Origin of the sequence: Bradyrhizobium jicamae, assembly GCF_018130215.1 — a bacterium.
Taxonomy (GTDB): domain Bacteria; phylum Pseudomonadota; class Alphaproteobacteria; order Rhizobiales; family Xanthobacteraceae; genus Bradyrhizobium; species Bradyrhizobium jicamae_A.
The window spans coordinates 71,927-97,322 of the sequence record NZ_JAFCKQ010000018.1; the positions used below are offsets into that span (position 1 = coordinate 71,927).

Annotated in this window: 23 protein-coding genes and 1 pseudogene; 11 read left to right on the forward strand and 13 right to left on the reverse strand. The window is 60.4% G+C overall.

Going from position 1 to position 25,396, the window contains the following annotated elements:
- Positions 1-415: 415 nt before the first annotated feature.
- The 5 genes from JQ586_RS20450 (at position 416) to JQ586_RS20470 (ending at position 3,647) form a co-directional block, all read left to right on the forward strand.
- Entirely contained in the window at positions 416-2,047 is a 1,632-nt protein-coding gene (locus JQ586_RS20450; protein ID WP_212396406.1) for an outer membrane beta-barrel protein, read from the forward strand.
- Positions 2,048-2,116: 69 nt separating this feature from the next.
- On the forward strand, positions 2,117-2,857 hold the full coding sequence (locus JQ586_RS20455; protein ID WP_212396407.1) for an outer membrane protein: 741 nt from the start codon (positions 2,117-2,119) through the stop codon (positions 2,855-2,857).
- Positions 2,858-2,870: 13 nt separating this feature from the next.
- On the forward strand, positions 2,871-3,047 hold the full coding sequence (locus tag JQ586_RS20460) for a hypothetical protein (protein ID WP_212396408.1): 177 nt from the start codon (positions 2,871-2,873) through the stop codon (positions 3,045-3,047).
- A gap of 30 nt (positions 3,048-3,077) precedes the next feature.
- Entirely contained in the window at positions 3,078-3,329 is a 252-nt protein-coding gene (locus tag JQ586_RS20465; protein ID WP_212396409.1) for a hypothetical protein, read from the forward strand.
- Positions 3,330-3,449: 120 nt separating this feature from the next.
- Positions 3,450-3,647, forward strand: a complete 198-nt coding sequence (locus JQ586_RS20470; protein ID WP_312016987.1) for a hypothetical protein — start codon at positions 3,450-3,452, stop codon at positions 3,645-3,647.
- Between the two features lie 472 nt (positions 3,648-4,119).
- On the opposite strand, the gene JQ586_RS20475 is transcribed toward JQ586_RS20470, so the two are convergent.
- The 5 genes from JQ586_RS20475 to JQ586_RS20495 all read right to left on the reverse strand — a co-directional run bounded on the left by JQ586_RS20475 (position 4,120) and on the right by JQ586_RS20495 (position 9,818).
- Positions 4,120-5,139 (reverse strand): DUF2927 domain-containing protein, encoded by a 1,020-nt coding sequence (locus tag JQ586_RS20475; RefSeq protein WP_249147828.1) that lies wholly within the window; start codon positions 5,137-5,139, stop codon positions 4,120-4,122.
- 110 nt (positions 5,140-5,249) lie between these two features.
- Entirely contained in the window at positions 5,250-5,711 is a 462-nt protein-coding gene (locus JQ586_RS20480; protein ID WP_212396411.1) for an EF-hand domain-containing protein, read from the reverse strand.
- An 816-nt stretch (positions 5,712-6,527) separates the two neighbouring features.
- Positions 6,528-7,244 (reverse strand): response regulator, encoded by a 717-nt coding sequence (locus tag JQ586_RS20485; RefSeq protein ID WP_249147830.1) that lies wholly within the window; start codon positions 7,242-7,244, stop codon positions 6,528-6,530.
- Complete coding sequence (locus JQ586_RS20490) at positions 7,234-8,775, reverse strand: DUF4118 domain-containing protein (protein WP_212396412.1); 1,542 nt, start codon at positions 8,773-8,775, stop codon at positions 7,234-7,236. Before JQ586_RS20490 ends, JQ586_RS20485 begins: the two co-directional genes overlap by 11 nt.
- Positions 8,776-9,215: 440 nt before the next feature.
- The gene (locus tag JQ586_RS20495; RefSeq protein ID WP_212396413.1) at positions 9,216-9,818 is read right to left on the reverse strand and encodes a hypothetical protein; all 603 of its coding nucleotides are present in this window, start codon (positions 9,816-9,818) and stop codon (positions 9,216-9,218) included.
- Positions 9,819-10,102: 284 nt separating this feature from the next.
- On the opposite strand from JQ586_RS20495, the gene JQ586_RS20500 reads away from it, so the two are divergent.
- From JQ586_RS20500 to JQ586_RS41565, 4 genes are all read left to right on the forward strand, one after another.
- A complete protein-coding gene (locus tag JQ586_RS20500; RefSeq protein WP_212396414.1) occupies positions 10,103-10,636 on the forward strand; it encodes a hypothetical protein in 534 nt (177 codons plus the stop codon).
- Between the two features lie 368 nt (positions 10,637-11,004).
- Positions 11,005-11,664: a hypothetical protein gene (locus JQ586_RS20505; protein WP_212396415.1), complete on the forward strand. Its 660-nt coding sequence runs from the start codon at positions 11,005-11,007 to the stop codon at positions 11,662-11,664.
- 766 nt (positions 11,665-12,430) lie between these two features.
- The gene (locus JQ586_RS20510; protein WP_212396416.1) at positions 12,431-12,928 is read left to right on the forward strand and encodes a hypothetical protein; all 498 of its coding nucleotides are present in this window, start codon (positions 12,431-12,433) and stop codon (positions 12,926-12,928) included.
- A 5-nt stretch (positions 12,929-12,933) separates the two neighbouring features.
- The gene (locus tag JQ586_RS41565) at positions 12,934-13,839 is read left to right on the forward strand and encodes a serine protease (RefSeq protein WP_409411004.1); all 906 of its coding nucleotides are present in this window, start codon (positions 12,934-12,936) and stop codon (positions 13,837-13,839) included.
- Here the strand turns inward: JQ586_RS41565 and JQ586_RS20520 are convergent.
- The 8 genes and pseudogenes from JQ586_RS20520 to JQ586_RS20555 form a co-directional block, all read right to left on the reverse strand.
- A pseudogene (locus JQ586_RS20520) lies at positions 13,733-14,485 on the reverse strand (fumarylacetoacetate hydrolase family protein). The gene JQ586_RS41565 and the pseudogene JQ586_RS20520 sit on opposite strands and share 107 nt — an antisense overlap.
- 143 nt (positions 14,486-14,628) lie before the next feature.
- Complete coding sequence (gene fabF / locus JQ586_RS20525) at positions 14,629-15,888, reverse strand: beta-ketoacyl-ACP synthase II (protein WP_212396464.1); 1,260 nt, start codon at positions 15,886-15,888, stop codon at positions 14,629-14,631.
- Between the two features lie 64 nt (positions 15,889-15,952).
- Positions 15,953-16,936: an NAD(P)H-binding protein gene (locus JQ586_RS20530; protein WP_249147831.1), complete on the reverse strand. Its 984-nt coding sequence runs from the start codon at positions 16,934-16,936 to the stop codon at positions 15,953-15,955.
- 33 nt (positions 16,937-16,969) lie between these two features.
- On the reverse strand, positions 16,970-17,917 hold the full coding sequence (locus JQ586_RS20535; protein ID WP_212396419.1) for an alpha/beta fold hydrolase: 948 nt from the start codon (positions 17,915-17,917) through the stop codon (positions 16,970-16,972).
- Positions 17,918-17,957: 40 nt separating this feature from the next.
- Positions 17,958-19,118, reverse strand: a complete 1,161-nt coding sequence (locus JQ586_RS20540; RefSeq protein ID WP_212396420.1) for an iron-containing alcohol dehydrogenase — start codon at positions 19,116-19,118, stop codon at positions 17,958-17,960.
- A 155-nt stretch (positions 19,119-19,273) separates the two neighbouring features.
- Entirely contained in the window at positions 19,274-19,468 is a 195-nt protein-coding gene (locus JQ586_RS20545) for a hypothetical protein (protein WP_212396421.1), read from the reverse strand.
- A 31-nt stretch (positions 19,469-19,499) separates the two neighbouring features.
- Positions 19,500-20,342 carry an alpha/beta fold hydrolase gene (locus JQ586_RS20550; RefSeq protein ID WP_212396422.1) on the reverse strand — a complete coding sequence of 281 codons (843 nt, stop codon included), beginning with the start codon at positions 20,340-20,342 and terminating at the stop codon, positions 19,500-19,502.
- Entirely contained in the window at positions 20,339-20,950 is a 612-nt protein-coding gene (locus JQ586_RS20555; protein ID WP_212396423.1) for a TetR/AcrR family transcriptional regulator, read from the reverse strand. The genes JQ586_RS20550 and JQ586_RS20555 overlap by 4 nt, the downstream gene beginning before the upstream one ends.
- Positions 20,951-21,162: 212 nt before the next feature.
- Between JQ586_RS20555 and JQ586_RS20560 the strand changes: the two genes are divergently transcribed.
- Positions 21,163-22,272 carry an efflux RND transporter periplasmic adaptor subunit gene (locus tag JQ586_RS20560; protein ID WP_212396424.1) on the forward strand — a complete coding sequence of 370 codons (1,110 nt, stop codon included), beginning with the start codon at positions 21,163-21,165 and terminating at the stop codon, positions 22,270-22,272.
- Positions 22,272-25,382, forward strand: coding sequence for an efflux RND transporter permease subunit (locus tag JQ586_RS20565; protein WP_212396425.1), 3,111 nt, complete (start codon positions 22,272-22,274; stop codon positions 25,380-25,382). The genes JQ586_RS20560 and JQ586_RS20565 overlap by 1 nt, the downstream gene beginning before the upstream one ends.
- Positions 25,383-25,396 lie beyond the last annotated feature (14 nt).

Here is a 25,396-nt window from a genome sequence, read left to right on the forward strand (position 1 = left end):
TGTTCAATGCATAAGCATAGCGATGGGCGGCATATATCTTCGATGTGCAACGTCAGCGCTCTGCATAAAAAAAATGTAGTGGCGCGCCCGCGCGATGCGCGTTGACCTGATTTCGACGGCTGTAAGCTTCGCGTCATGTAGCGCAAAAGACACATCACGACACAAACAACTGCGGTTTGTCAGCGAGTTTCGCGCAAATGTCGTGTTTCTCGCTGCGCGTTTGAGCAGATCGAGATGCGATTGATGCTTCTGCGTGCAGACAGCGCAGGACGGCTCATTTGCGCTATTATTTTTCTACGGAAACGCGCGGCAAGCTGTATCGCTTTTTCCCTGCCTCACAACGAAAAATCGTTTCGAAGGTCAACGCTGCATCGCGAAAGCGCGTGCATCACTGATCGCAATGTGGGGCAGTAATATGAAAAGACTTCTTCTGGCAGGCGTCTCGTTGACCGCGTTCGGTCTGAGCAGCGTTGCGCAGGCGGCCGATCAATCGAAGGGGCCGTGCCCGTATGGTGGCGATCCCTACAAGAATTACAGCTGCCTCGACCCTTATCTCGGCACCGACTTCTTCAGCCGCTTCATCAACTACTACCGGCTCGAATGGGGACACGACGCCGCGCCCGCGGATCCCAAGGCGCCGCCTTCACGCCGGCCCGAGTCGGAAGTGCCGCCGGCGCCGGCCTCCACGCCGCCATATCCGTTCACCGAATGGCCCTATGGCGGCACCACCAGCCTTGGCGTGACGCGGACGAGCTCGGTCGACAGCCCGCTGATGACGGCGCTGTCGAACACGGCGGTCGGCCAGTGGCTGAACGATGCGCACATCCAGGTCTACGGCTGGGTCGATCCGGGCGGTAACCTCTCGACCAACACGGTACGCGGCGGCAACGCGCCGGCGGCCTACAGCTACAATCCTAACACCGTGCAGCTCGACCAGGCGGTGATCTACATCGAGCGCCTGCCCGACACGGTGCAGCGCGATCATGTCGACTGGGGCTTCCGCCTCGCGCCGATCTACGGCGAGAACTACCGCTACACGACGGCCTACGGGCTGTGGAGCTATCAGCTCCTGAACCAGAACAAGAACAACGGCTACGACATGCCGATGGCCTATGGCGAGGTGTTCATCCCGCAGGTGATGGACGGCCTGATGGTCCGGTTCGGCCGGTTTATCTCGATTCCCGACATCGAGGCCCAGCTGGCGCCGAACAACTACATGTACTCGCACTCGATGACGTACACCTTCGACAACTACACCAACACCGGCATCCAGGCTTCGCTCGCGGTCAACAAGAACTGGATCCTGCAAGCGGGCCTGGTGAGCGGTACCGAGGCCATGCCGTGGCATGTCGGCGCCACGATCCCTAATCCGATGCCGAACGCGCTCTATCCGGGAACCACAATGCCGAAGGATCCGGGCGCGGTCCCGAGCGTCACGCTCGGCGTGCGCTGGACCAGCGACAGCGGCAACGACGACGTCAACATCGTCGCCGACGGCATCAACGGCGGGCAGTGGGGCTACAACAACCTGCAATGGTACGGCTTCACCTATTATCACAAGTTCAACGATCAGTGGCACATCTCGATCGAGTCCTATAACGAGCATCAGAACAACGTTCCGAACCTGCTCAACCCGACGACGCAGGCGATCATCGCGGGCGGCGGCACCCCGTTCTCGCCACAATACATGCCGTTCAACGCGCCAGGCGGGGCGATCTGCAAGAGCGCGACCCCGCTGTCGTGCACCGCGAGTTGGCAGACGGCGCTGATGTACCTGAACTACAAGGCTTCGCCGCTCGACAACATCTCGTATCGTCTGGAATGGGTCGACGACTACGAGGGACAGCGCACGGGTACGAAGACCGCCTATCTCGAGACGGGCATCGGCTGGCAGCACTGGTTCTCGCCACAGATCGAGATCCGGCCTGAAGTCTCCTACTACAAGTCGCTGAACGCGTTTGCCTTCAACGGCAATGCCAACCTCGGCATCGCGCCGACCAGGAATTACGCGATCATCGGTTCGGCGGACATCATCATTCACTTCTGATGCCTGGCAACGTCACGGCGGCAACGCCTGCCGTGACGTCAGGTCAGACACATTCGACAGGGGTTAACAATGAAGCGATTTCTTTTCACCTCGGTCTCGCTCGTGGCACTTGGGCTGATGTCACCGGCGCTCGCCGCGGATCTCCCGATGTACACCAAGGCGCCGGCCGTCTCGCCAACCTACGACTGGTCCGGCTTCTATGCCGGCGTGTATGGTGGCGGCGGCTTCGGCAACCACAATCTCAACAACGCGCTCGGCCCCGCGGGCTTTGCCAACTTCACGATCAACTATGACTCGACCGGCGCCGTCGCCGGCGGCGAACTCGGCTACCAGGTGCAGAGCGGTGTGATTGTCGGCGGCGTCGAGGTCGGCGGCTTCTGGTCCGACATCAATGGCAGCGATCTCTCCCAGTTCAACGCCGGCACGCTGCCGATCGCGTCGGTCGATCAGACCAAGCTTAAGAGCGGAGCGACGCTGCTGGCGCGCGGCGGCATCGCCGTCGACCGCCTGCTGCTGTTCTTCACCGGCGGCGGGGTCTACGGCCAGCTGCAGCATACCAACACCGACCCGGTGTTCGGCGTCGACCAGTTCAACGCGAACCGGAGCGGCCTCGCGGCCGGCGGCGGCATCGCCTATGCGATCACCAACAACCTGATCGGCAAGTTCGAATATCGCTACTACGACTTCGGCACCTATCACCGTGACGCGCCGACCAACGGTCAGATTCCCTACAGCGTGGCCAATACCTATTCGGTCGTGACCGTCGGCCTCGACTACAAGTTCGGCGGGCCGGTCGTCGCCAAGTACTGACGCGGAGTGGGCGGTGAACGGTTCGGCACTCAGCCAGAAAATGCGGATCGTGATCGCGGTCGTGGTGTTCAGTGCGAGCAGCGCCGGATGCGCGGTCAATCTCGGCAGCACGACGAGTGAGAAGGCCGAGGGCAATACGCAGATGAGGTACTACGGAGGCCCGAAGTCTCCGATGTGGCAAGGTCAATAGCTCTGACCGGCATTTGACAGGAGGCTGATGATGACCGGCATTTTTGCCAGACGTGCACGATTGGGGTTTGCGGTTCTGTGTGGCGCGTTGCTGACGACCGTGGTCAGTGGCGAAGCATTCGCCAGGCACCACGGCGGGCACCTGCATGCCCGACTCCATACTCGCCACGCGTTCGCCAGTAGCCATGCGGAGCTGGCTTCGCGGCAGCCGTCCCAGCCAGGGACGCTGCGCTACTACGGCGGACCGAAATCACCGATGTGGCGCGCACCGGTCGAGAACTAGACGGCTGGACGCCGGCCAGCGCACGCAAACTGCGGCCGGGTTGCACGACCGTCGGCACGAGGAGCGCAGATGATCGGATGCAGAAAGGCGACCAGGACGCTGGCAGCTGCGGCGACGATCATGTCGTTGCTGATCGCGCCGGTGCATGCCCAGATCGGTCAAAATGGCGGGGCTTACCGCGGCCCGCCCGTCGTAGAGCGTCCGAAGATCGACGAAAAAGCCTACAAGGCTGCGCTTGATCGGATTCCTGATCCGAACAAGAAATACGATCCGTGGGGCGTCGCCCGCCCGACGGAGTCTGCCAAGGGCGCGAAGTAAGATCCTGCTAACCGAGGCGATGCTGACCGCATGGACGCGGTGTCAAAGCGCGTGTGGCGGTGCGAGAGAGCCGCTTTCATTACGTGGACCTGACAAGGTGCTGCTGGTTTCGCCGCGTAGCTATCCTGCTGATCTTTCAGGCAAAGCGTGACTGTTTCTTGCTCTTCTACGCAATCAGTATCAACATGGCAGCGCAAGGGACGACACGACGCCGAACAGAGCGATCGACAGGAAACATCCAATCGACACGGCCTGTCCCCTCTGGGCTCGGTTTGAGTTGTCTCGAACCGAATGGAGGCTGTCATGTCTAGATTCGTTGTTATCGTCGCTGGAACGCTCGCGGCTGTCGCGCTCCTGGCAAGCCAACCGGTCCAGGCTGGCGCGTCGGCCAGCGCGCCTTCAAAATATTCCGCCAGCCACCAGGTCACGAGCACGCACTCCACCCGGACGGCACGTGGCTCCAACGTCGGAATCACGGAATATTCGTCGTCGTCGGCGAGGAATTCATCGCAGACGCGTGGTAACCATTAGCCGGCGCCGTTCCGCCGGCTGACCGGACACTCGTCTCGGGCTGCGCGTCGGAGACGTGTCCGTCGGTTGCGCCGCGCACCGGATTGACGCTGCCGATCCATGTCCGCACCGCCGGCAAGACCTCGGGCAGGACGCGGTCGACCTCGGCCCGGGTCATGCCGGCGCGAACGCGCGGGTCGTACAGGGCGTTGAGCAGATACTGGTCGTAAACGTCGAAGAAGCCCATCTGGACGTCGTCGTTGAACATGGTCCAGGGAATGCTGCGGTCGTCGTTGATCGCGCCGAGTGCCTGCAGCAACTCCTCATAGGCGCAGTCGTAGAAAGTGAATTCGCCGGCATCGACCGGCAGGATCACTTCGGCACGCTGGATGCGATAGAGCTTGTCCTTGCCGATGCCCGACAGGCATTCGGGATTGAGCGACTGCTCGATGCGGGTTGCCTTGCGGCTGCCATAGCGCGCGCGAATGGTCTGCTTCAGGTCGCGCTCGGAAACGAGCATGACCGTGAAATTGGCGGCCTGGCGGTCATCGGTCACGGCCAGGTCGAGATGGTTTACGTGCGAGCGGATGTCGGCAATGACCGCCGATATTTCCGGACGGCGATCAGGCAGACCCTTGCTGTCCACGAAGATCCGGACCGGTCCATCGAACTTGCGAATGCGGTCGACGGGTCCGTCGAGTTGCAACTCGGCCTTCAGCGCGATCTTGAAGAACCCGTCCTTGATCTCGTCGTTGGTGAACTCCGTGCGCTCGGATGCCCGCCGGCTGCTGATGTCGAGATTCTCCGCATTCGCTGCCCTGCTGCCGATCAACGCCAGCATCACCGCGAACAGAATGCGCTTTCCGGGCATCTTGCGAAATATCATTGGAGTCCTCGGCTGGGCTTTCGCCCCACGCGCGGTGTCGCGGAGTTTTAAGCAAGTTTCGTACCGGTGCTGCGAACCCGCTGCGTGCCTCTGCATCTGCCGCGGGCGCAAAACATAACGCTTCCGGCATAGGAATTCGGCCGGGCCGGGGAGGGCTTGTTATAGGGATTTCGTAAATGCGGGCGTTCGGCGCGAGTGTGGACGTGTCAATGGAACCTGTCTCGCGGCCGCTCGGCCGGACCCTGCGGGCCCTTTGGCGCATTTGCTGCGTTCATCTCGTCGCCGGTGACGCGACAGTCGCCGTTGCGGTCGAAGCGCAAGATGAATGCGTTGGGCTTCTCGACGAACTCCTTTCGCGTGATCCTGCCGTCCTGATTTTCGTCGAAATAGCCGAAATCGGCATCCGCAAGGCTCGGATCGATCTTCCTGACGGTGGCGAATTCGGTCGGGTCGAGCTTGCCGTTGCGATTGCGGTCTGCCGAGGTGAAGGCGCGATCGGCAAAGCTATTCCATTCCTCGCAGGTGTAGACGCCGTCGTGGTTGGCGTCCCAGGCAGGTGGCCCGCTGCTGAACATGCCGTCGGTCGTTTGTGCGGGAGCGGCAGCGCTTCCCGTCAGAAGCAATCCGACGGCCGCGGCGATGCTGCGAAGGGACGTTCTGCGCGACAAATCCTTCTCCCATCTCAAGCGGCGCGGCAAATGCGCCTTGAGGGGATCATCTGCTGAAATCGGCATAGCAAATCGATATGCAACTGCGCTGCACTTCATAGCAAAATCATATTCAATGCAGAAAAACGAAGGAGAAGCACGGTGGCTGATGACGTAGTGCGCGACCGCCGCGGATCCCGCTGGGCAAGATGGGCGGCAGGTATTTCACGGTGCCTTCATCCGGTCAGGCACGGAGGCTATCCGAACCCATTATCTTGTCCCGTGGGATTTGCAGTCGATCCTCATGACTATTTCTTGTCCTGCGTTCTCAATCGGTCGCCGGGAAAAGCGTGCCTGAAGGGACTGTTCCCAGCAATGCATCATCCGCCGGCTATTTGGGGCCATCGCGCGGACCAACACAATCCAAGGGTGACAGACGGCAACTGTGACGCGCTTCTCCAGCTCGAACCGAGGATAAGCGACTTGCTTAAGGTAGGCCATGGCCTCGGTGCGTACCTCTCTGCAAGCGTAGGTAGCTATACGCGATCCCGAGTCGACCAGACATACAGAATGAACGCGGCGACCACGCCTAGCAGGATTAGCATCCAGTTCTGACCCTCGACGCCCAGGATGTGAAACGGTTGTATCAGAAATTGCACCGCGTGCCCCTTTTGTGAGCACCGTAGGGCCTTTTGCGCTGGAAATATATTATTTTTACATCAGAATCCCGCGCATCTTTCCAAACCGTCTTTGAGCTAAGCGGATCGCGGGTTGCACGAGGAGCATCAACGCAGGAATCCGGAGTTCAGTTGCAAGCGCGTCGGAACGGAAACAGCTCTAGTCGACCACGCTCGGCTCCAGCCGGTTCTCGAGCCGGTAGCCGACCCCCGATTCGGTGATCAACAGGCGCGGCTGATTGGGGTCGGTCTCGATCTTCTGGCGCAGCTTGCGCACCAGGATGCGCAAATACTGGATGTTGTCGCGCTGGTTGCCGGTCCAGATGTCCTTCAGCAGCTGATCGTGCGTCACCACCAGCCCGACATGCATCGCCAGGATGTGGAGCAGGCGATACTCTTTCCGCGTCAGCTTGATCCTGCTGTTGTTGAGCGAGACGGTTCGGCTCGCGAGGTCGACGGCGAGCGGCCCGACCGTGACAACCGGATTCTCCGTGGCGCTCTTGAAATAGCGGCGCAAGGCGGCGTCGCTGCGGGCCAGCAGCTCCGCCATGCCGAACGGCTTCACCACATAATCGTCGGCACCCGATTGGAGCAGGCGGACCTTCTCGTCCTCGTCGGACTCGACGGAGAGCACGATGACCGGAACGTTGGACCACGAGCGCAGCCTCTCGAGCGCCTCGCTGCCATGCAGGTCCGGCAGCCCGAGATCGAGAATGACGAGGTCAGGCGAATTGAAGGTCGCGACCTTCAGCCCCTCGGCGGCATTCTCCGCCTCGACGACAGAGAAACCGTGAATCTCGAAGCCCGCGCGCAAGAAGCGCCGGATCTTCGGTTCATCGTCGATTAGGAGGACGAGGTTGCTCGGCTTAGTCATCATCAATAGTGGCCAGATCCGAAGTTTGAAGTGCGGGAAGCAGGACCGAGGCCGTGGTGCCGAGACCCTTCCCGCGGCTCGTGATCTCGATGCTGCCGCTATGGGCCCTGACGAAGGTGGATGCGATCCAGAAGCCGAGCCCCGAGCCGGGGATGCTGGCCTGATGGCGCTGACTGCGGAACGATTTGCGGCCGATATGGCGCTGATCGTCCGGCGTGATGCCGACACCCTGGTCGACGATCGAGATGACGACGCGCCCGCGATCGTGCCGGGTCCGAACTGCGATCGTCGAGCCGGACGGGGAATATTTGGCGGCGTTTTCCAAGAGCTGGCCGCAGGCTTCCTCGATCAGGCCAGAATCGACATTGAGCAGCGGCAGATCGTCACCGAACGCGTTCTCGACGCGATGCGCGGCAAGCCTGCGGGCGCGGCCCTTCACCGCGGCGTTGACGATGTCGCGCGGATCCGACCATTCAAGACGCGGCGTCAGCCCGCCGGCGGTCACCCGCGTGGCGTTCAGGAGGTTGCGGATATGGCCGTCGAGATGGGTGACCTCGTCCGAGATCGCTTCCGTCAGCGAGCGGAGCCGCTCGTCGTCGCGCACCGCCGGCATGGTGTCGATAACGCTGACCGATCCCTGGATCGCCGCCAGGGGTGAACACAATTCATGCGACAGAGTGCCATGGAATGCATCGCGCAGCAGCTCGGCCTGCAGATGCAGCCTGGCGTCGTCCATCGCCTTGCCGATATCGAGCCGCTGCAAGGTCAGCGACACCTCTTCGAGGATCCCCTCGATCCGGCGGGTCCGGCTCTTGATCGTGTCGCGCGAACCGTGACCGACATTGATGGCGATGACGCCGTGGACCACCGTCTCCGAGCTGATCGCGCGCAGCAGCCAGATGTCCTGCGACGGAGTGTTGACCACGCTCCGGCCGGTTGCTCCGACACGCGCCATCATTTCCGCGACCGCCTCCAGCACGGCCGGAGGGGTGGGCGCCGATTCCGGCATCGATTCGAAATTGCCGTGGGTGGAAGCAACGAACAGTGCCGCGCGCGGTCCGAGCGTGTGGGCCAGATAATACCTGATGGCATCGATCAGGTCCGAGACCGTGAAGCATGCGGCGAGCCGCTTGGAGAATTCATAGAGATGCTGGATATCCCGCTCGCGCTGGTGCGACCGTTCGGTCTCGCGACGCAGGCGCGAAGCGAGATTGCTGGTCGCCAGCGCCACGACGAGGAACAGCAGGAGGTCGACGGCCTCCTGCGGGTTGTCGACCCGAAAGCTGTAGATCGGCTCGAAGAAGAAGAAGTCGGAGGTGGCTATGGCGGTCAGCGACGCGAGCGTGCTCGCCCATATGCCCCATCGTGCGGCCGCGAAGATGATCGGGATCAGATAGGCGATCGGGATCAGGCTCGCCGCGACCATCGAGTCGAGCACGAGCAGCACCGCCGTGACCAGGCCGATCGACCCAGCCGACAGCGCGAGCGGCAGCACGTCGATCCGCATGGTGAACGACGAGGGGTCGTCGGCCATTAACGTGACGCGGGGCTTCCTTTCGGCCCGACGCGCGCGTGCATCCGCGAGCCGTTGAAACAGGGGCAGAGAATAGTTCAAGAATACGGCCTTCGTAGCGAAAGACACCGGAAGATCCCTGCAGCGGCTCGTCAAGCCTGCAAGAATCCGCCCCCGGCAATATCCGACGTGAGCGCTGAAGACGAAGCCAAGTGCCGCTGACCGGCACGAACCTTCGCAACCCATTCAACTCCGACGGTCGGCTATTGTCTCAATGTCGCAAACTACCCAGCGCGCTAAGCATTCCCCAGATTCGAGTAGAAAATCTATGCTGTTGGCGCAGGCAGGAAATATAAAAGTAATAGCCGTGGAGCTCGAGATTGGTCAGCGATCGGCAACGCTGGGTTGGCACGCGCCAGACACGCTCAACCCTTCGTCCAGCACGGTGGTTTGCGGCGGGATCAGCGCCGATGCGGCCGGGCCATCGCGTCATCCGACTGGAGCAGGATACCGTTGACATAGCTCAGCGCCAGCCGTTCGCCGGCGAGTTCCGGCTTCGTCCGATACCAGTCGGGTTCGACCGCTGGATTGGTCCGGGGTGGCGTCAGTTTCGAGATGGCCGCCGAACTGATGTATTTGGGCGGATAGAGATAGAAGTCCATCAGCGGGGTCGGCGAGGCGCCGGCCTGTCGCTTCAGGACCGTGAGTGCTTTGGCGCCGGCCTCCGGATAGAGCGCACTCCAGCCGGCGAAATTGCTGGTCAGGATCTCCAGCGACAGGATCGCGGTCGCGATCTCGACAAAGCCCTGGTTGGATTTCTTCGCGCTGCGGGTCGTCGAGGCCTTTCTCAGCCGCTGGCGGAACTCATGATGCCGTTCAATGAACGGCCCAAGGCGGGCGCGCCACAGCATGTCGGGCAGGCACGCATAGCCATGTACGTCATGATAGCTCTCGATCAGGTTGCGGCACTGGCCGACCAGATCGGCCGGCAGGAATTTGAGATCGAGATCGTCGGTCCCGACCTTGGGAGCGACATCGCTTGCGCTGTTCAGAACGTCTGCCACGACGAGCTGTGCTCCTCCGAACCGAAGGGAATGATTCCGCTTGATCCGGGAGCCTAGCGATTGGCCCCATATACCTTCGATCGGTATTTGCGGCGATCTGCATAGCAATAAAATAGCCGGAAGCATCGGCCACACGCCTGTAAGCGCTGCCCGACAGTGCCAAGCCGATCATCGCCGCGGTCGATCTCATGTCGGTGGCGCGGGTGGCCCAAGATGTGCAGCGCGCCGTCGCCATGGACCGGATAATTTCGTGATAAGGCTGGATAAGGACAACGAGACGCCCGATGCCGATACTATCGAAGCCGAAGCACGAAATCATTGCCAACGCCCTTGCGTCAGGGAAGAGCCAAGCGGAGGCCTACCGGGCGGCCGGTTATGTCTATAAGCCGGCGAATGCGAGCAGGCTCTGCAGGAGGCCATCCATCGAAGCACGAGTTCGAGAGATCATTAGCGAGCGTGCCAATAGTGAGGCCAAAGCACGAGAAATCGGACTGGAGCGAGCCGCTCTTACGGAAGAGTGGATCATTCTCCGAGTGAAGCATGTGATTGATTTGTCGATCCGCGGGCTCCCGGTGCACGACCGGAGTGGCAACCCGACAGGAGTCTTCAAGCCCGATCTGGATGCTGCCATAAGCGGGTTGAAGCTGGCCGCGAAGATTGCAGGACTTCTCATACACAGACATGAGATTGACCAGGCCGGAGATTTCGCGCGAATGACGGATGCAGAGCTAGATCGGGCGTTGTTTGAACAGTTCAAAGCGCTCGGTCTGTCCGATCGCTCGTTAAAAGAGATTCGGGCATCCGCTTTTGCTGACTGATCAGCGGCATCTAAGCGTAGGTGATTCAGGTGGTGGTGGTTACGCGCGTCCGTCGCGACTTGCGACCTTATGGCAGGCCCGTAGAGATCCTCGCGAAGGAGGCTGGCCTCCCCCAACGGATCGATCAGGAAAATGAACCAGCGCGGCTGCTATAGGGCCTGCAAGGCACATTCAGGGCAGGATCGGAGACGTTGACCCGCGATGATCGCGGCCAACGGCATCTCCATTGCGCTGCTGGGGCGGCACTTAGAGATTAACCCTCTGCTCCCGATCTTGCCCGCTCTTCGTGCGCCGCAGTTGTTCTGCACCGAAGCGTTGTTGTAGCCTTTTGTGGTTTGGGGGCGCATAGGCGTCCTGGGGGATGAAGCATGATTCGGACTTTTCGTTCGGCTGTTCTTTTTTTCGTTGGCGTCGGGCTCTCCGGATGCATTACGACTTCCATGCAGGGGTACGCCGATCGAGAGCTGCCGGCGAAACGCGTTGGCCGCATCATCGCATATGTGGCTGCGCCCGGACCGCTAGCGGCGAGCATCCAATCAAACATTAGGGACGAAGCTCAAAAGCGCAATGTTGCAGCCGATGATGCATTGAACATCTTCCCACCTACCCGAAAGTATAATGACGCTGAGATACGAAAAGGTATGGCTGAAACTGGAGTAGATGCCGTTCTGCTCATCAACGTCGGCGATTCCGGAGTTCAACGGGAGTATGCGGGGACGATATTGTCGGGCCAATATTCGGGCACGTCGTCCGCGAACGGAACGATAAGCACGGCTGGGCTATCCTCCAATATCGCCGTAAACGGCACTTCCTACGGAACGATGACGACCACAGCCACCCCCACGTACAGATATCGACGTCAAACGAACTTTTCTGCACGCCTTATGGAGGCGTCGAGCGGTCGAAATTTATGGGTAGGGAATGGCCAAGTTGATGCTGGCGGGCTTTTATTCGTTGGAGATGGCGCCAATGCCTCCAGCTCAGTTTCTGCGATATTCGATGATCTAAAACAGAAGGGTATTATTTAGCTCGCGGTTGACCGCGCGAAGGTCAGGTCTCCTGGACGACGCTGCGGTCACCAGTTTCGGACCCGACTGATGTCCGCTCATCCTATCGACAGCGGCGCGACACCGGACATCTCATGGGGGCGAACTTGCGGCCCAGCGGTAATGGCGTCGTTGACCGGCCACATTTCTGGTACCGTCGTCAGTACCCGCGATCAGGGGACCGCGGCGATGCAATTTGACTTCCCAGCCATGAAGCCGAGGGATCGCTACGAACTCCTCCTCGGTACCGTCCTGCCTCGGCCCTTACCACTGTAACGACCCTTTCAGGCGACACGGCGTCCTTAATGCACCGTACAGCCTATTCAATGTGGTCAGTCACGACCCGCCCGCGCTTATGATTGCCGTATTGTCGCACGCGGAGGGGCGGCTCAGAACCGCCGCGACCTATGTCTTTGTGTATTTGCAACGCATTCTGCCCATCGGCCATCAGTTTCTTCGGGCCATGTGTGGACGGCTCTAGGTTGGCAAGGAGAATCTTCACTCTGCAGCATTGGTCGGAGCAGCCATGTATTCGGCCTATGAGCGCGGTTCACATGACCGCTAGCCAAATGCCCTCTGCGGATCAGGTCCCGGTCAAAAGCACGCATTCGAAGATGCGATGGCCTATGATGGTTTTCCTGATCGCCGGATCATTGCGCACAGTTGCCGTTTCAGCATGAAACATACCCGCAAAGGGTGTATTCCGCTTTAAATGCTATCGAAACTATGCTTTGCTTCGGCATCGCGCATGAGCTGCCGCGTTGAAGTCGATTCCGCCTCGGCCAACGCATTCGAAATTGAGGTAATCAAAATGATCGCGCTTCCGGCCGCGGCTTTTTCCTCCTTGGGACTTTTGATCGGGTCACTCGCTGGCCTGACGATATCCCCGATAGTTGTCGGCTTGATCACCGCCTTGTTCGCGTTTGTCGGCGGCTCAGCTGTGGCTTTTGTCGGTCAGCTCAACAGAGATCAGCTTCAGTTGGCTTCCGTCGCTGTTCTGTGCCTCTCAACATTCATGTTGGTTGGAGTAGTCGGCGGCTCACTTATCAGGGCAAACAATCTCTTTATTCTCAACCTGGATCAGCGTGCGAAGGCACAAGAGAATGCCGTATCGACTGGTAATAATTATATGCGACAGAACCTCAAGGCGTTGCGTGATGATTTAAAGTCGAGCTTGGCAGACGGACGCACTACGCTTGATGAGGCATGCGAAGAGCTTCGGACTGCTACAACGCAGGGCCGATGAAAATGATGCTCGCTCGCCTCGCAGCGATCATTTCGCTGGTCAATCTAATTGCACCTCTCCACGCTCAAGACAGGCAGGCACAACCCGAGCTGCGCGTAAAGGCTTTACCATACATCATTGCAAGCGATCCGCGAGGTGTAAGCGTAAGCCGGGGAAGTGGCGTGGTGGTAGACGCGCGTGGCACAGTACTTACGGCTTTGCACGTGGTTCAGGGCTCAAATCGTATCAAAGCAATTTTTCAAGGAGAGTTGGAGGACGTCGACCGCCAATTGACAGTTGCATGCGTCGTCCCGGAGGCTGATATCGCAGTGTTGCGACTGCCTCCTCGTGCTGAGGCGTACGAGTTCTATCCGCTTGTTCAACCTACGTGGAAAAGTTTAGCGGGCGACGCCGTTATAATTCCCGGTCATCCTTTGCAGCTTGGTTTGCAATGGATCAGGGGAGAACTTACGCAAAACGGATACATTCCGGCGCGAGCCATACAAGATCCTCAGCTGGCCAAACAACATATCCTCAATGAGAACGATCTTAGTCTATTGTTGCTTGTTGCAGCGACGCCGAATGGCTTGAGCGGTGCTCCGGTTTTGACGTGGGGCGGAGAGGTCGCCGCGATACTATCTGGGAGTTATGTTCAATCTGCTGGATTTTCATGGGCTTCACCAGTCGCTCATCTTAAAAGTCGTCTCTACCAGCCGCTTGAGAAGCCCGCGCCAAATGTCACCTGGCCCACCTACGTCTTTGCTGATCTTGGTCGGTTGCGCTCCTTGAACAGCTCGATCGTTGATGCCAGCCCCTGTCAGCAAGCTATCGACCGATACGACGAAAATAGGGACCGATCGGGGCGAAGCCGTCGAGCGTCTTGCCGACCATCCACTGACCACCTGTCTCGAGCTGCAGATCTCTCGAAGTGAAATCGTGGCCGACGGCATATCCTGCGACATAGGAGAGAGCTTCGTCGACCGAGACGTTGCTCGCCCTTCGGCCAATCACCACCACCAGTTCGGTTTCGTAATCGAACTTGTGGCAGATATCTCAAGGGGGAAGTTGGATCGTCGCCCGGTGCGGCGCGAGCGCATTGTTGTACTTGTTGAAGAGGATCGGCTGGGCAGGCGGTTTCGCGCCTGCCTCCTCTGCGTGTTCTCGGTAGTTTAGACCGACGCAAATGATCTTGCCCGGGTTCTTGAACAGGCGCCCGAATCTGATCTTTGACTCGTCCACAAAGGTGCTTTTCGCCGCGGGCGACTTCAGGGCAGCCTCCACCAGCGCCTTTAGTTCCGCATTTCCGCCCTTGGTGAGAAGCTCCTCAAGACTGAGAGGTGGCGAATATCTGAGGAGCTTCGACGCGGCGGCCACGTCGAGCACGCCGGCCTCCGTCTTCACAACAAGAGTCTCGCGTCCGTCCTCCCGGCGGATCGCCAACGCAGTAAGCTGGCGAGGTAGTTCGCCGCTCGTGCCGCTGTGTGACATTCTTTCCTCGGTAGCATGCACGCCAACGTTTGTTGTAGCCAAAGCAGCCGCGGCAAGGCCCGCCTTCATCAGTTTGCGACGTGACTGCATGATATACCTCCTAGGGGCAGCATTGTTCGTAAGACAGTTTGCGTTTGTTGGTTGAAACGCTCATAGGCCGCGAAAGCAAAGCGACCTGCAGGAGTTGTTGTCGCAAATCGCACCGAGCCTGCCATTCGTCCTGAACTTGGTCATTACCAACGTCGAAAGACGACGCTGGCGTTGACGCCTCCGAAGCCGAAACCGTTCGAAATCGCATGCTCCATCGTCATGCGTCTTGCCTCGCCGGCCACGATGTCGACGCCTTCCGCAGCTGGATCGCCATTTTCGAAGTTGAGAGTGGGCGGTGCGACCTGGTCCCGTAGCGCGAGGATCGTGAAGATTGCTTCCGCTCCCCCGGCTGCTCCGAGCAGATGACCGGTTGCCGATTTGGTCGCACTCACGGCAATTTTTCCGTCGCGGCCGAACACGGCTTTGATCGCTTCCAGCTCGGAGACATCGCCAACCGGCGTCGAGGTGGAATGGGCGTTGAGATGCTGGATGTCACCGGCCTTGAGGCTGGCCTGTCGCAATGCGCCTTCCATGGCACGGCGCGCCCCTTCGCCGTCTTCGGGTCCCGACGTGATGTGGTAGGCATCAGCCGTCGTTCCATAGCCGACGATCTCGGCGAGCGGTTTGGCGCCGCGGCGGATGGCATGTTCCAGCTCTTCAATGACGAGAGTACCGGCACCTTCGCCCATGACGAAGCCATCGCGGTCGCGATCGAAGGGGCGGGACGCTCGCGTTGGGGTTTCGTTGAAGCCGGTCGAAAGGGCGCGGGCGGCGGCGAAGCCGCCGAGGCTCACCAGATCGATGCAGGCTTCCGAGCCGCCACAAATCGCAACCTCGGCTTCTCCGGCCCGGATGAGGCGTGCGGCGTCGCCAATAGCTTGCACGCTTGCGGCGCAGGCGGTCACCGGTGTACCCAGCGGCCCCTTGAAGCCGTAGCGGATCGAGATATGGCCGGCGGCGAGATTTGCGAGGAAAGACGGCACGGTGAAGGGCGAAAGGCGCCTCACGCCGCGCTGATCGGTGGTGCGGACAGCCTCGACGATCGCCGGGAAACCTCCGATGCCAGAGGCGACTACGGTTGCCGTGCGTTCCAATGATTGCGCGTCTGGAGGGATCCAACCTGCCTGTGCGATGGCCTCGGATGCGGCGGCGAGGGCGAACAGGATGAAGCGATCCATCCTCCGCTGATCCCTGTGAGGAACGACCAGATCCGGATCGAATCCTCCATCTGCGTCGTTACACTTCGTCGGGACGATTCCAGCGACGCGCGCCGGAAGGACGGAAGCCCATTCCGGGAGCGCGGCAAGTCCTGAGCGGGCCGAGAGCAGCCGGGACCATGCCAACTCGCTGCCGCAGCCCAGCGGTGATACGAGCCCGAGTCCCGTGACGACGACACGACGCATGATCAGAGGGCCTTCGACATCGGCTTGGCTGGAGAAATTTGTGTCCCGGCAGCGAGCTGTGTGATCATGCGGCCTCCACTGCGTTTCGAATACGCGGATTTCGCTCGAGAGCCCATCGGACGGTCCTTGGAGCGCGTCCAAGCAACCTTTCAAGTTCGGCGTTGACGACGTCATAGCGTCCGCCTGCGACCAGGCGGGTGATGGTCTTCAGGTGCTCTGCGGTGTGCGGATTGCGAGAGGCCAGAGCACTGTTGATGTACGTCTCAATCCAGGCATCCAGATCCTGGGGCGCGTAGGAGATCTTGCGTCCGAGCGCGGCACCATAATCCCCCGCAAACCCGTGCATGTCCTTCAACTCCGGCCCGGTGAGCGCATATGACATCGATATGTGCGCCGAAGGATCGTTCAGGATTGTCGCGCAAATCTCCGCGACATCGTAGGCGGCGATCGGCGCGATCTTCTGTGTGCCAAAGGGCAGGTGGAGTTCGCCCGCACTCAGCAATTGCTTTAGCGGAAACCAGGAAAGGATCGGGTTCTCGGCGAACATGGTCGCTCGAATGTTGACGACGGGGAGGCCCGACCATTGCAGCGCCTGCTCCGATGCCCAATGGGCTCTCTGTTGCGGCGACCACTCGGAAACAGATCCCCCGAGCCAAGCGAGACGAGCCTCCCGCGCGGCGGTCATTCGATCGAAGGTCATGAAGGTCTGCTCAAACTCCGAGATGTTCACGAAGATCTCGATGTCGCCTTGTGCGCGCGCAGCGGCAGCCATCAGGATGGTTGCGTCGCTGTAGTAAGGATTCAGGCTCATGCTGAAGTAGACCCGCCGGCAACCGTTCAGGGCAGCCACGACATCGGCAACATTGAGGAGATCGCCGACGAACACCTGGGCTCCAGCCCGCCGGAGCGCCTCCGCCCGCTCGTCGTCCCGCCTCACGAAGGCACGCACCGGATACTGGTTCTCCAGCAGCATGTGGATGACCGTCCTGCTGACGGAGCCCACTTCGCCGCCGGCGCCGGTGATCAGAATTGGGGGGCGTTTCGACATTGACTTGTCCTCTTGGCTGACGCGCAGGACCGCTCAGCTTCTCAGGAAGCGGAGAATGTGGTTCAGAACGGCATCGGGTTGTTCAAGATGCAGGAAATGACCGACGCCGGGCATGACGACACGCTCGAGTCCATGCGTGAACATTGCTTCCATGCCGTCGCTGAGTTGCGCGGACATGCAGCCATCCTCCGTCCCATGCAGGTAGAGCGACGGGGCCGCAATTGGGCGGCTCGCGAGAGCCTCAAGAGCTTGTGCCGCCGGGTCGGATGGCGGGGTAAACAGTTGCCGGTAATAGGCCAGAGCCTGCGTCAGGACTCCGGGTTGGCCAAAGGTCTCGTTGAGCGCAGCGCGATGGGAACCTGCCAGCACATACCCCGGCGACCATTCTCGCCAGAGCCGGTCGAGCAATGCAAAGTCGTTGAGCTTAACCGCCGTTTCAGCCAGATGCGTCTGGAAGAAGAACATGTACCAGCTTCGTCGCTGCTGATCCCCGTCGGCAACGAACGCAGTGGGCAGACCTTTTCCATAGGGCACTGCCAGCCCGACAAGCTTTCGAACGCGCGTGGTATCGAGACTTGCCGCTGCGTAGGCTGCGCGTGCTCCCAGATCATGGCCGACGAGATCGGCTTGGTCGGCTCCCAGCGATTCGATGAGCGCTAATACGTCCTGACCTGTCGCCAAGGCACGGTACGACCCATCAGGTGCTGCGCCGCCGATCCAATATCCTCGTAGCGCGGGCGCGACTGCCCAATATCCTTCTCGCGCGAGGCGATCGAGAAAAGGGATCCAGCTCTGCGCATGATCGGGAAAGCCGTGCAGGCAGAGCACGAGGGGGCCATTTCCAGCCTCCAGTATCGGGAAATCGAGGCCATTGGCATGAACCGTCCGCCGGCGGATATGGCCGATGGCCGAAGAATTTTGTGGCGAACGCCGCGGAACATCGGCGTGCCGTTGTTCGGCGGAAGGAGCGGAGGTGATCATGGTTGGCGTTTCCCTTGCTCTCACTGCTCTACAGCCAATGCTACGCGGCGGTTCGCAGCAGATCGACGATGTCGGCTTCGTCTTTGAAAGGACGGGGATTGGCTTTTACGAAGCGATGATTGATGGCGATCTTGCTGATCTGATTGAACTTGTCTTCGCCGATGCCAACATCAGCGAGTCGGCCAGGTAGTCCAAGCCTGCGGGTGAATTGCGCAAAGGCATCTGCCGCCTCGTCACCCGGAGCACCCAGAGCCGCCGCTAAACGCTTCTGCGCATCCTCGGTGAATGGCTTATTGTAGCGAAGAAGGCTCGGCATGATGACAGGCGTGCAATAGTAGTGGGGAACGTCGAAGCTGCCGCCAAGCACGTGGCCAATCCCGTGACTGGCGCCCATGGGAATGCGTGCTTGCAGGCCAAAGGACGCGAGCCATGAGCCGTATTGACATAGTCGGCGCGCCTCCAAATCGTCCGGTTTCTCCAAGGTCCGGAGCATTCCCTGACGCAGAGTGCTGATGCCCGCCAGGACGACCTCGTCAGCTAAGGGAGTGCCGGCCGGCGAGCACAACGCTTCTATGCCGTGATCCATCGAGCGTGTGCCCGATCCCATCCAGAGTTTTGAAGGCGTATGAAGCGTGAGGGCCGGGTCGAGAATGATCGACACCGGCATCATTTGAGGATGAAAGAAGATCTGCTTCAGCTTCTGGCGCTCATCGGTGACGAGCGCTGCGGCGTTGTATTCGCCGCCATTCAGGGTGGATGGCACCGCGATCTGCCGAATTCTCGGCGACCGGAAGGGAGATTGGCTCACGCCCGGACCCATCGGAAAGGCATCGAACCCCGCTTCGTCGTGGATATCGTGCTCCATGGCCATGATGACGATCTTGGCTAGATCGACGGCTGAACCGCCGCCAACGGCCACGATCAGATCGGCGCGCGCCTCCTTTGCATGGAGGGCCACCTCGGCTGCTTGCTTGCGCGTCGTGTGCTGCGCAATCCCGTCAAAGGTCGCTGCGTGTTTATCGTCGAGCGTGCGGCGGATTTTCTCGATCTCGTCAGTCTTGGAATTCAAGGTCCGGCTAACTATAAGGAAGACGCGCTTTGCAGCGAGCCGCTCCGCCTCTTCGCCGACGGCTTCGGACGCGGCTTTGCCATAGATCACGCGATCGATTGCCGGAAAGTTGTGTGCACCATTCCTGCGCATTTCTATCCTCCCATTGGAAGTTGGCCGAAGTGGAGCTAATTATATTATGGTTGTCATTCTATTGACGCTCGGTATCACTGCAAGTTCCTTGAATCTTTTCTGGTGGTGATGGAAAAAACTAGATCGCGACAGTGCCTTCGCAGAGTCAGCGGCGTTCAAGATTGCAGCAGATGGACATGGTCGTCCGGCAACTCCACCGGCGTCGTTTGAAACTGGATCTGAAGGCCTTCAACCTCGCGCTCGAGCTTTGCGAGGCGTTCTTCCAGCCTGAACATGTAGTCGCCGCGCGGGTCGTCCATGCTGAGGGCGTCGGCCCATTCATTCACACCATGCCAAAAGCGTTTGAACATCGCTATGCACTCCTTTGATTGATCGGTCCGGTCATTCTGTCGCCAGTATCAACCTGGCCAGCTCCGACGGATTCTCGACAGCGGAGAAATGGCCGGTGTTCTTGAGCGTCACCATCTGGGGGGCAGGAAGCAGCGACCGTGTGCGTTCGCGTTCATTCGGCCGAGACCAATCGCTATCGCCATAAATGAGTGTCACAGGCGCCGAGATCTGCCGATAGTAATCGCGTGCTTTGCTCCAGGATCGCCAGCCTGCTAGCACCTTGCGTGCGACCCGCTTGTATCCCGGGCGGTGGGCTACTTGATCGAACTCCGCAAGCAGATCGGCCGGCAGTTTGCGGGGGTCGTGATACCCGCCACCCATGATCTTGCCGAGAATCATCTTGTTTTCGAGCGACGCATTCACTGCGCCGAGGAGCGGGATCTGCAAACTTCCGATGATGAGGTTCGCGAGCCAGTTGCCGCGCCGAATACCGTCCCCGTAGCGGGCCTCGTAATCGTAGGGGTTGATCGCGTAGACCCGCTTCACACGCCGCGGAAGCGAGGCCGCCACCGTAAGGGCCAATGCCCCGCCGATCGACTCGCCAACAAGCGTCACCTCCGAGAGGTTCAGCTCCTCGACGAAGCGAACGATGGCCTGCCTGAAGTAGGGTTCATCGAAGCTCGCGCCTGGATCTATTGGTGAGTGTCCGTGGCCCGGCAGGTCAACGGCGTACACCGTGTGCGATGTCGCGAGGAGGGGCGCGAGACTCCGGAAATATTCGAGCTGCGTGCGGATTGTATGCAAGAGGAGCAACGCGGGCCCGCTGCCGCTCTTTTGAAAACGTACGCTTAGCCTGTCCGATAGCTTCAGCAAGCTCGGTTTGAGTTCAGTCACGCTGAGTTCTCTGTGCTTTGAGGAGCGATCTTAGCGGCAGCGGCTTCGCGAACGTGTTCGACCGCCGCATTCTGAAAGGCCTGAGCGAGATCCGGGTCGTTCACTGCGCGCGATAGCGTCATGGCTCCGACCATTGTCGACAGAACGACCATGGCCTTCCTGTTGGAATCCTCGCCGTCGGTCTTGGGAAGCAACGGGCCGAGGACTTCGAGATAAGCCTTGATGCCCTCTTCGAACGCCGCTTTCACGCCGGTGCCCTGCCTGGCGGCGTCGGAGCCGAGCGCCACGACGGGGCAACCGTCCAGCTTTTCTTCGCGATGGCCCGCACTCAGGTAGAACGCGATCACCGCGCCAAGCGGATCATCAGGATTCTCAGCGATCGCCGCCGACCATCGTTCTGAGGCGCTCTCCAATGCGCGTCTGGACGCCTGTGCCGCCAAGTCCTCTTTGGAGTCGAACTGCTTGTAGAAGGCGCCTTGGGTTAGCCCGGCTCCCTCCATCAGGTCCTTCAGGCCGATGCCATCAAAGCCGTGCTCCCTGAAGAGGCGGCTGGCCGTGTTGATCACGGTCTGACGGTTCTCAGCAGCCTGAATGCGAGTTACCCGCATCGTGGACCTCCATTTGGATTTCGTTCGAACTCTATGTGCAATATAGCGTTCGAATGAAATCTATCAAGTAATGCGCCTAAAATTGGCTCCAGAGGGGGCGAAAAGCCCGGATTCCGGGGATCACATTCTCGTCAACGCCGAAATTTAGATTTCGATCGAACTCTAAATGATTTATAGAGTTCAAACGAAATCTAAATTGCATGGAGACGGCGATGAAAAAGAGCAGACTTGTGGCCTTGGCAGGTGTCCTGGTCGCGGCGTCCGGAGCAGCCGTCTTCGCTACCCTTGCCATTCCCGCTCATGAAGCTTCCGCAGCGCGTGACCCGAGGCAGGACCCGCCCCTGGTCAGTCTGGTGAGCGCCGCGCGGGTCAGCGGATCCGAACGCGGCTTCACAGGCACGATCGGCGCGAGGGTGGAAAGCAACCTTGGCTTTCGCGTCGCCGGTAAGATCGTCGAGCGGCTCGTGAATGTTGGTGAGCAGGTCAAAGCCGGACAGCCGCTGATGCGGATCGACGAAACCGACCTCCGCCTCGCGCTTACGGCGAAGCGCAACGCCGTTGCCGTGGCGCGCGCAACAGTCGTTCAGACGGAAGCTGATGAGCGGCGATACGCCAACCTGGTCAACGACGGATGGACTCCCAAACAGCGCTACGAGCAGGCGAAGGCCGCGTCGGATACAGCCAACGCACAACTCGCTGCGGCGGAAGCCGAGGCTAAGGTGGCCGAGAACCAGGCGACATATTCCGTCCTGGTGGCGGATGCGGACGGAACGGTCATGCAAACGCTTGGTGAGCCAGGACAAGTTGTCTCTGCCGGCCAGACCGTTGTCAGGCTCGCCCAGGCCGGTCCCCGCGAAGCGGTGGTCGCGCTTCCCGAAACAATCCGGCCGGCGATCGGCTCGGTGGCCGAGGCGAGCCTGTATGGGAGCGATGGACAGCGCTATACGGCGCATCTTCGGCAGTTGTCGGATTCCGCCGATGCCCAGACCCGCACCTATGAGGCGCGCTATGTGCTGGACGGGGAGGCTGCGGCGGCACCGCTTGGCGCGACCGTCACCATTCGGCTTGCGAGCCAGGAGACTCAGCCGGAAGTTCAGGTGCCGCTGGGAGCCGTCCTCGATGACGGCCGAAAGACCGGTGTTTGGGTCCTCGATACCGCTACCTCGGCCGTACACTTTCAGCCGATCAAGCTCGTGCGCGTGAGCAGCGAAAGCGCCGTGATCTCCGGGCTGAGCTCCGGTGATCGGGTTGTTTCGCTCGGCGCTCATCTCCTGCAGGAAGGCGCTCGTGTCAGGACTGCTTCTCAAGACAGGAGCAACTGATGCGCTTCAATCTTTCCGCGATCGCCGTTCGCGAACGGGCTGTCACCCTGTTCTTCATCATCCTGCTGGCCGCCGCGGGCGCTTATGCCTTCTTCATGCTTGGGCGCGCGGAGGACCCCAATTTCACCATCAAGACCCTGACGGTCACCACGGTATGGCCGGGCGCGACGGCGCGCGAGATGCAGGACCTCGTCGCCGAACCCCTGGAGAAGCGCCTTCAGGAGTTGACCTGGTACGATCGGGTCGAGACGACGACACGGCCGGGTTATGCGTATCTGACCGTTACGCTGAAGGACAGCACACCGCCATCCGTCGTCCAGGAGGAGTTTTATCAGGCCCGCAAGAAGCTCGGGGATGAAGCCCGCAACCTGCCATCCGGCGTGCTCGGCCCCTTCGTCAACGATGAATATTCAGACGTGAGCTTCGCTCTCTATGCCCTCAAGGCCAGGGGCATGCCGATGCGCGAACTCGCCAGGAAGGCCGAGGTGATCCGCCAGGAGCTCCTGCATGTGCCCGGCGTCAAGAAGATCAACATTCTCGGCGAACGTCCCGAGCAGATATTCGTCGAGTTTTCCTTTGCCAAGTTGGCGACCCTCGGCGTGTCGGCGCAGGATATCGTAGCCGCCTTGCAACGGCAGAACACCGTCACCCCGGCAGGCTCGATCGACACCAAAGGCCCGCAAGTCTTCATCCGGCTCGACGGCGCCTATGACAGCGTCCAGGCGATCGCCGACACGCCAATCGTCGCTGGGGGACGAACGCTCAAGCTCTCCGACATCGCCGAGGTCCGCCGCGGCTACGAGGATCCACCCACCTACATCATCAGACACCAGGGTGAGCCCACGATCATGCTCGCGGCGGTGATGCAGGAGGGCTGGAACGGTCTCGCGCTGGGCAAAGCGCTGGAAGAGAGGTCCGCAGCCATCGCGCGGACACTGCCGCTCGGGATGAAGCTCGAAAAGGTGACCGATCAGGCCGTCAACATCACCTCGGCGGTCGACGAATTCATGATGAAGTTCGCCATGGCGCTGAGCGTAGTGCTGCTGGTGAGCCTGCTCAGCCTCGGCTGGCGCGTCGGTATGGTCGTGGCGGCCGCGGTCCCTCTGACGCTTGCCGTCGTGTTCCTTATCATGCTGGAAACAGGCCGGTTCTTCGACCGCATCACGCTCGGCGCTCTTATCCTGGCGCTTGGTCTTCTCGTCGACGATGCGATCATCGCCATCGAGGTGATGGTGGTGAAAATGGAAGAGGGCATGGAGCGCATCCAGGCGGCGGCCTATGCCTGGAGCCATACTGCGGCGCCGATGCTGTCAGGAACACTCGTGACGGTCGCCGGTTTCCTGCCCGTGGGCTTCGCGCGCTCGACGGCCGGCGAATATGCCGGCAACATCTTCTGGGTCCTTGGATTCGCTCTTATCGTCTCGTGGATCGTCGCGGTGGTCTTCACGCCCTATCTCGGCGTCAAGATGCTGCCCGAGATCAAACCGGTCGAAGGCGGCACTCACGCGATTTACGACACACCGAACTATCGGCGGCTGAGGCGGCTCATCACCTTCGCCGTGCGCCACAAGTTCTTGACCGTCGGCATCGTCGCCATCGCCTTCGCGCTCTCCGGCGCCGGCATGGGCGCCGTCAAACAGCAGTTCTTCCCGACATCCGACCGCCCCGAAGTTCTGGTTGAGGTTCGTCTGCCGGAAGGCACCAGTATTGAGACGACGACCGCCGCTGTCGAGAAGCTCGAACATTGGCTGCATGATCAGCCCGAAGCCAAGATCGTCACGAGCTATGTCGGCCAAGGCGCTCCCCGCTTCTTCTTTGCGATGGCGCCGGAACTGCCTGATCCTGCCTTCGCCAAGATCGTCGTATTGACGCCAGACGCCGAGGCGCGCGAGGCGTTGAAGCACCGGCTTCGAGAGGCGGTGTCACAAGGGCTGGCACCTGAGGCCTATGTCCGCGTTGCCCAGCTTGTGTTTGGACCCTACACGCCGTTCCCGGTGGAGTTTCGGGTCATGGGACCCGACCCCGCGCAATTGTACGCGATCTCTGACAAAGCGCTCGACATCATGCGTGGCGTTCCAGATGTGCGGCAAGCGAATCGCGACTGGGGCAATCGCACGCCCGTGCTCCGTTTCATCCCGGACCAGGATCGGCTGAACCTGATCGGGCTCTCACCAGCGGAAGTGGGCCGGCAGCTCCAGTTCCTCCTGACCGGCACCGCAGTTACGCAGGTCCGTGAGGACATCCGCAACGTCCCCATCGTGGCACGCAGCGCCGGCGGAGAGCGGCTGGATCCGACGCGTCTAGCGGATTTCTCACTGATGAGTCGAGACGGTCGTCAGATTCCGCTCGACCAAGTCGGCCATTCGGAAGTCCGTTTGGAAGAGCCGATCCTGAAGCGCCGCGATCGTACACCCGTCGTCACGATCCGCTCGGACATTAACGAGGCGACCCAACCACCAGAGGTTTCCAAGGAGGTCATGACGGCACTTCAGCCCTTGATCGCATTTCTCCCGGTTGGCTATCGCATCGAAATGGGTGGGTCGATCGAGGAGGCCACCAAAGCTAATTCCGCGCTTTTTCTGGTCTTCCCAGCCATGATCGCCGCCACGTTGATCGTCATCATGCTGCAGGTGCGATCGTTCTCGACAATGGCGCTTGTCATGCTGACGGCACCCCTTGGCGTTGTCGGCGTAGTGCCCACATTGCTGGCCTTCAACCAGCCTTTCGGATTCAATGCCATTCTTGGCCTGATCGGGCTGGCCGGCATCCTGATGCGCAACACGCTGATCCTGACCGAGCAAATTAAGGAGAACCGAGCTGCCGGTCTTGACGACTATCACGCCGTGATCGAGGCCACGGTACAACGCACGAGGCCCGTGATCCTGACCGCGCTTGCCGCCGTGCTGGCCTTCATCCCACTCACGCACTCCGTCTTCTGGGGATCGATGGCCTATACCCTGATCGGCGGCACGGCAGTCGGCACGGTGCTGATCCTGCTCTTCCTTCCCGCACTTTACGCTGCGTGGTTTCGAATCAAGCCCACTGCAGATCAGGTCCATCATAATTCGGCGGAGCAACCGGAGTTACGCCCAGCATTGGCTGCCGAATAAAAGCTCGCTCATTT

Bases quoted from the DNA above. Each gene is read 5' to 3' on its own strand.
- JQ586_RS20485 (WP_249147830.1), bottom strand. From the start codon at position 7,244: ATGATGACTAAGCCGAGCAACCTCGTCCTCCTAATCGACGATGAACCG.
- JQ586_RS20535 (WP_212396419.1), bottom strand. From the start codon at position 17,917: ATGATCACCTCCGCTCCTTCCGCCGAACAACGGCACGCCGATGTTCCG.
- JQ586_RS41565 (WP_409411004.1), top strand. From the start codon at position 12,934: ATGCTCGCTCGCCTCGCAGCGATCATTTCGCTGGTCAATCTAATTGCA.
- JQ586_RS20465 (WP_212396409.1), top strand. From the start codon at position 3,078: ATGACCGGCATTTTTGCCAGACGTGCACGATTGGGGTTTGCGGTTCTG.
- JQ586_RS20510 (WP_212396416.1), top strand. From the start codon at position 12,431: ATGAGCTGCCGCGTTGAAGTCGATTCCGCCTCGGCCAACGCATTCGAA.
- JQ586_RS20455 (WP_212396407.1), top strand. From the start codon at position 2,117: ATGAAGCGATTTCTTTTCACCTCGGTCTCGCTCGTGGCACTTGGGCTG.
- JQ586_RS20490 (WP_212396412.1), bottom strand. From the start codon at position 8,775: ATGGCCGACGACCCCTCGTCGTTCACCATGCGGATCGACGTGCTGCCG.
- JQ586_RS20560 (WP_212396424.1), top strand. From the start codon at position 21,163: ATGAAAAAGAGCAGACTTGTGGCCTTGGCAGGTGTCCTGGTCGCGGCG.
- fabF (WP_212396464.1), bottom strand. From the start codon at position 15,888: ATGCGTCGTGTCGTCGTCACGGGACTCGGGCTCGTATCACCGCTGGGC.
- JQ586_RS20565 (WP_212396425.1), top strand. From the start codon at position 22,272: ATGCGCTTCAATCTTTCCGCGATCGCCGTTCGCGAACGGGCTGTCACC.
- JQ586_RS20505 (WP_212396415.1), top strand. From the start codon at position 11,005: ATGATTCGGACTTTTCGTTCGGCTGTTCTTTTTTTCGTTGGCGTCGGG.
- JQ586_RS20540 (WP_212396420.1), bottom strand. From the start codon at position 19,118: ATGCGCAGGAATGGTGCACACAACTTTCCGGCAATCGATCGCGTGATC.
- JQ586_RS20530 (WP_249147831.1), bottom strand. From the start codon at position 16,936: ATGTCGAAACGCCCCCCAATTCTGATCACCGGCGCCGGCGGCGAAGTG.
- JQ586_RS20555 (WP_212396423.1), bottom strand. From the start codon at position 20,950: ATGCGGGTAACTCGCATTCAGGCTGCTGAGAACCGTCAGACCGTGATC.
- JQ586_RS20450 (WP_212396406.1), top strand. From the start codon at position 416: ATGAAAAGACTTCTTCTGGCAGGCGTCTCGTTGACCGCGTTCGGTCTG.
- JQ586_RS20470 (WP_312016987.1), top strand. From the start codon at position 3,450: ATGTCGTTGCTGATCGCGCCGGTGCATGCCCAGATCGGTCAAAATGGC.
- JQ586_RS20475 (WP_249147828.1), bottom strand. From the start codon at position 5,139: ATGCAGAGGCACGCAGCGGGTTCGCAGCACCGGTACGAAACTTGCTTA.
- JQ586_RS20545 (WP_212396421.1), bottom strand. From the start codon at position 19,468: ATGTTCAAACGCTTTTGGCATGGTGTGAATGAATGGGCCGACGCCCTC.
- JQ586_RS20500 (WP_212396414.1), top strand. From the start codon at position 10,103: ATGCCGATACTATCGAAGCCGAAGCACGAAATCATTGCCAACGCCCTT.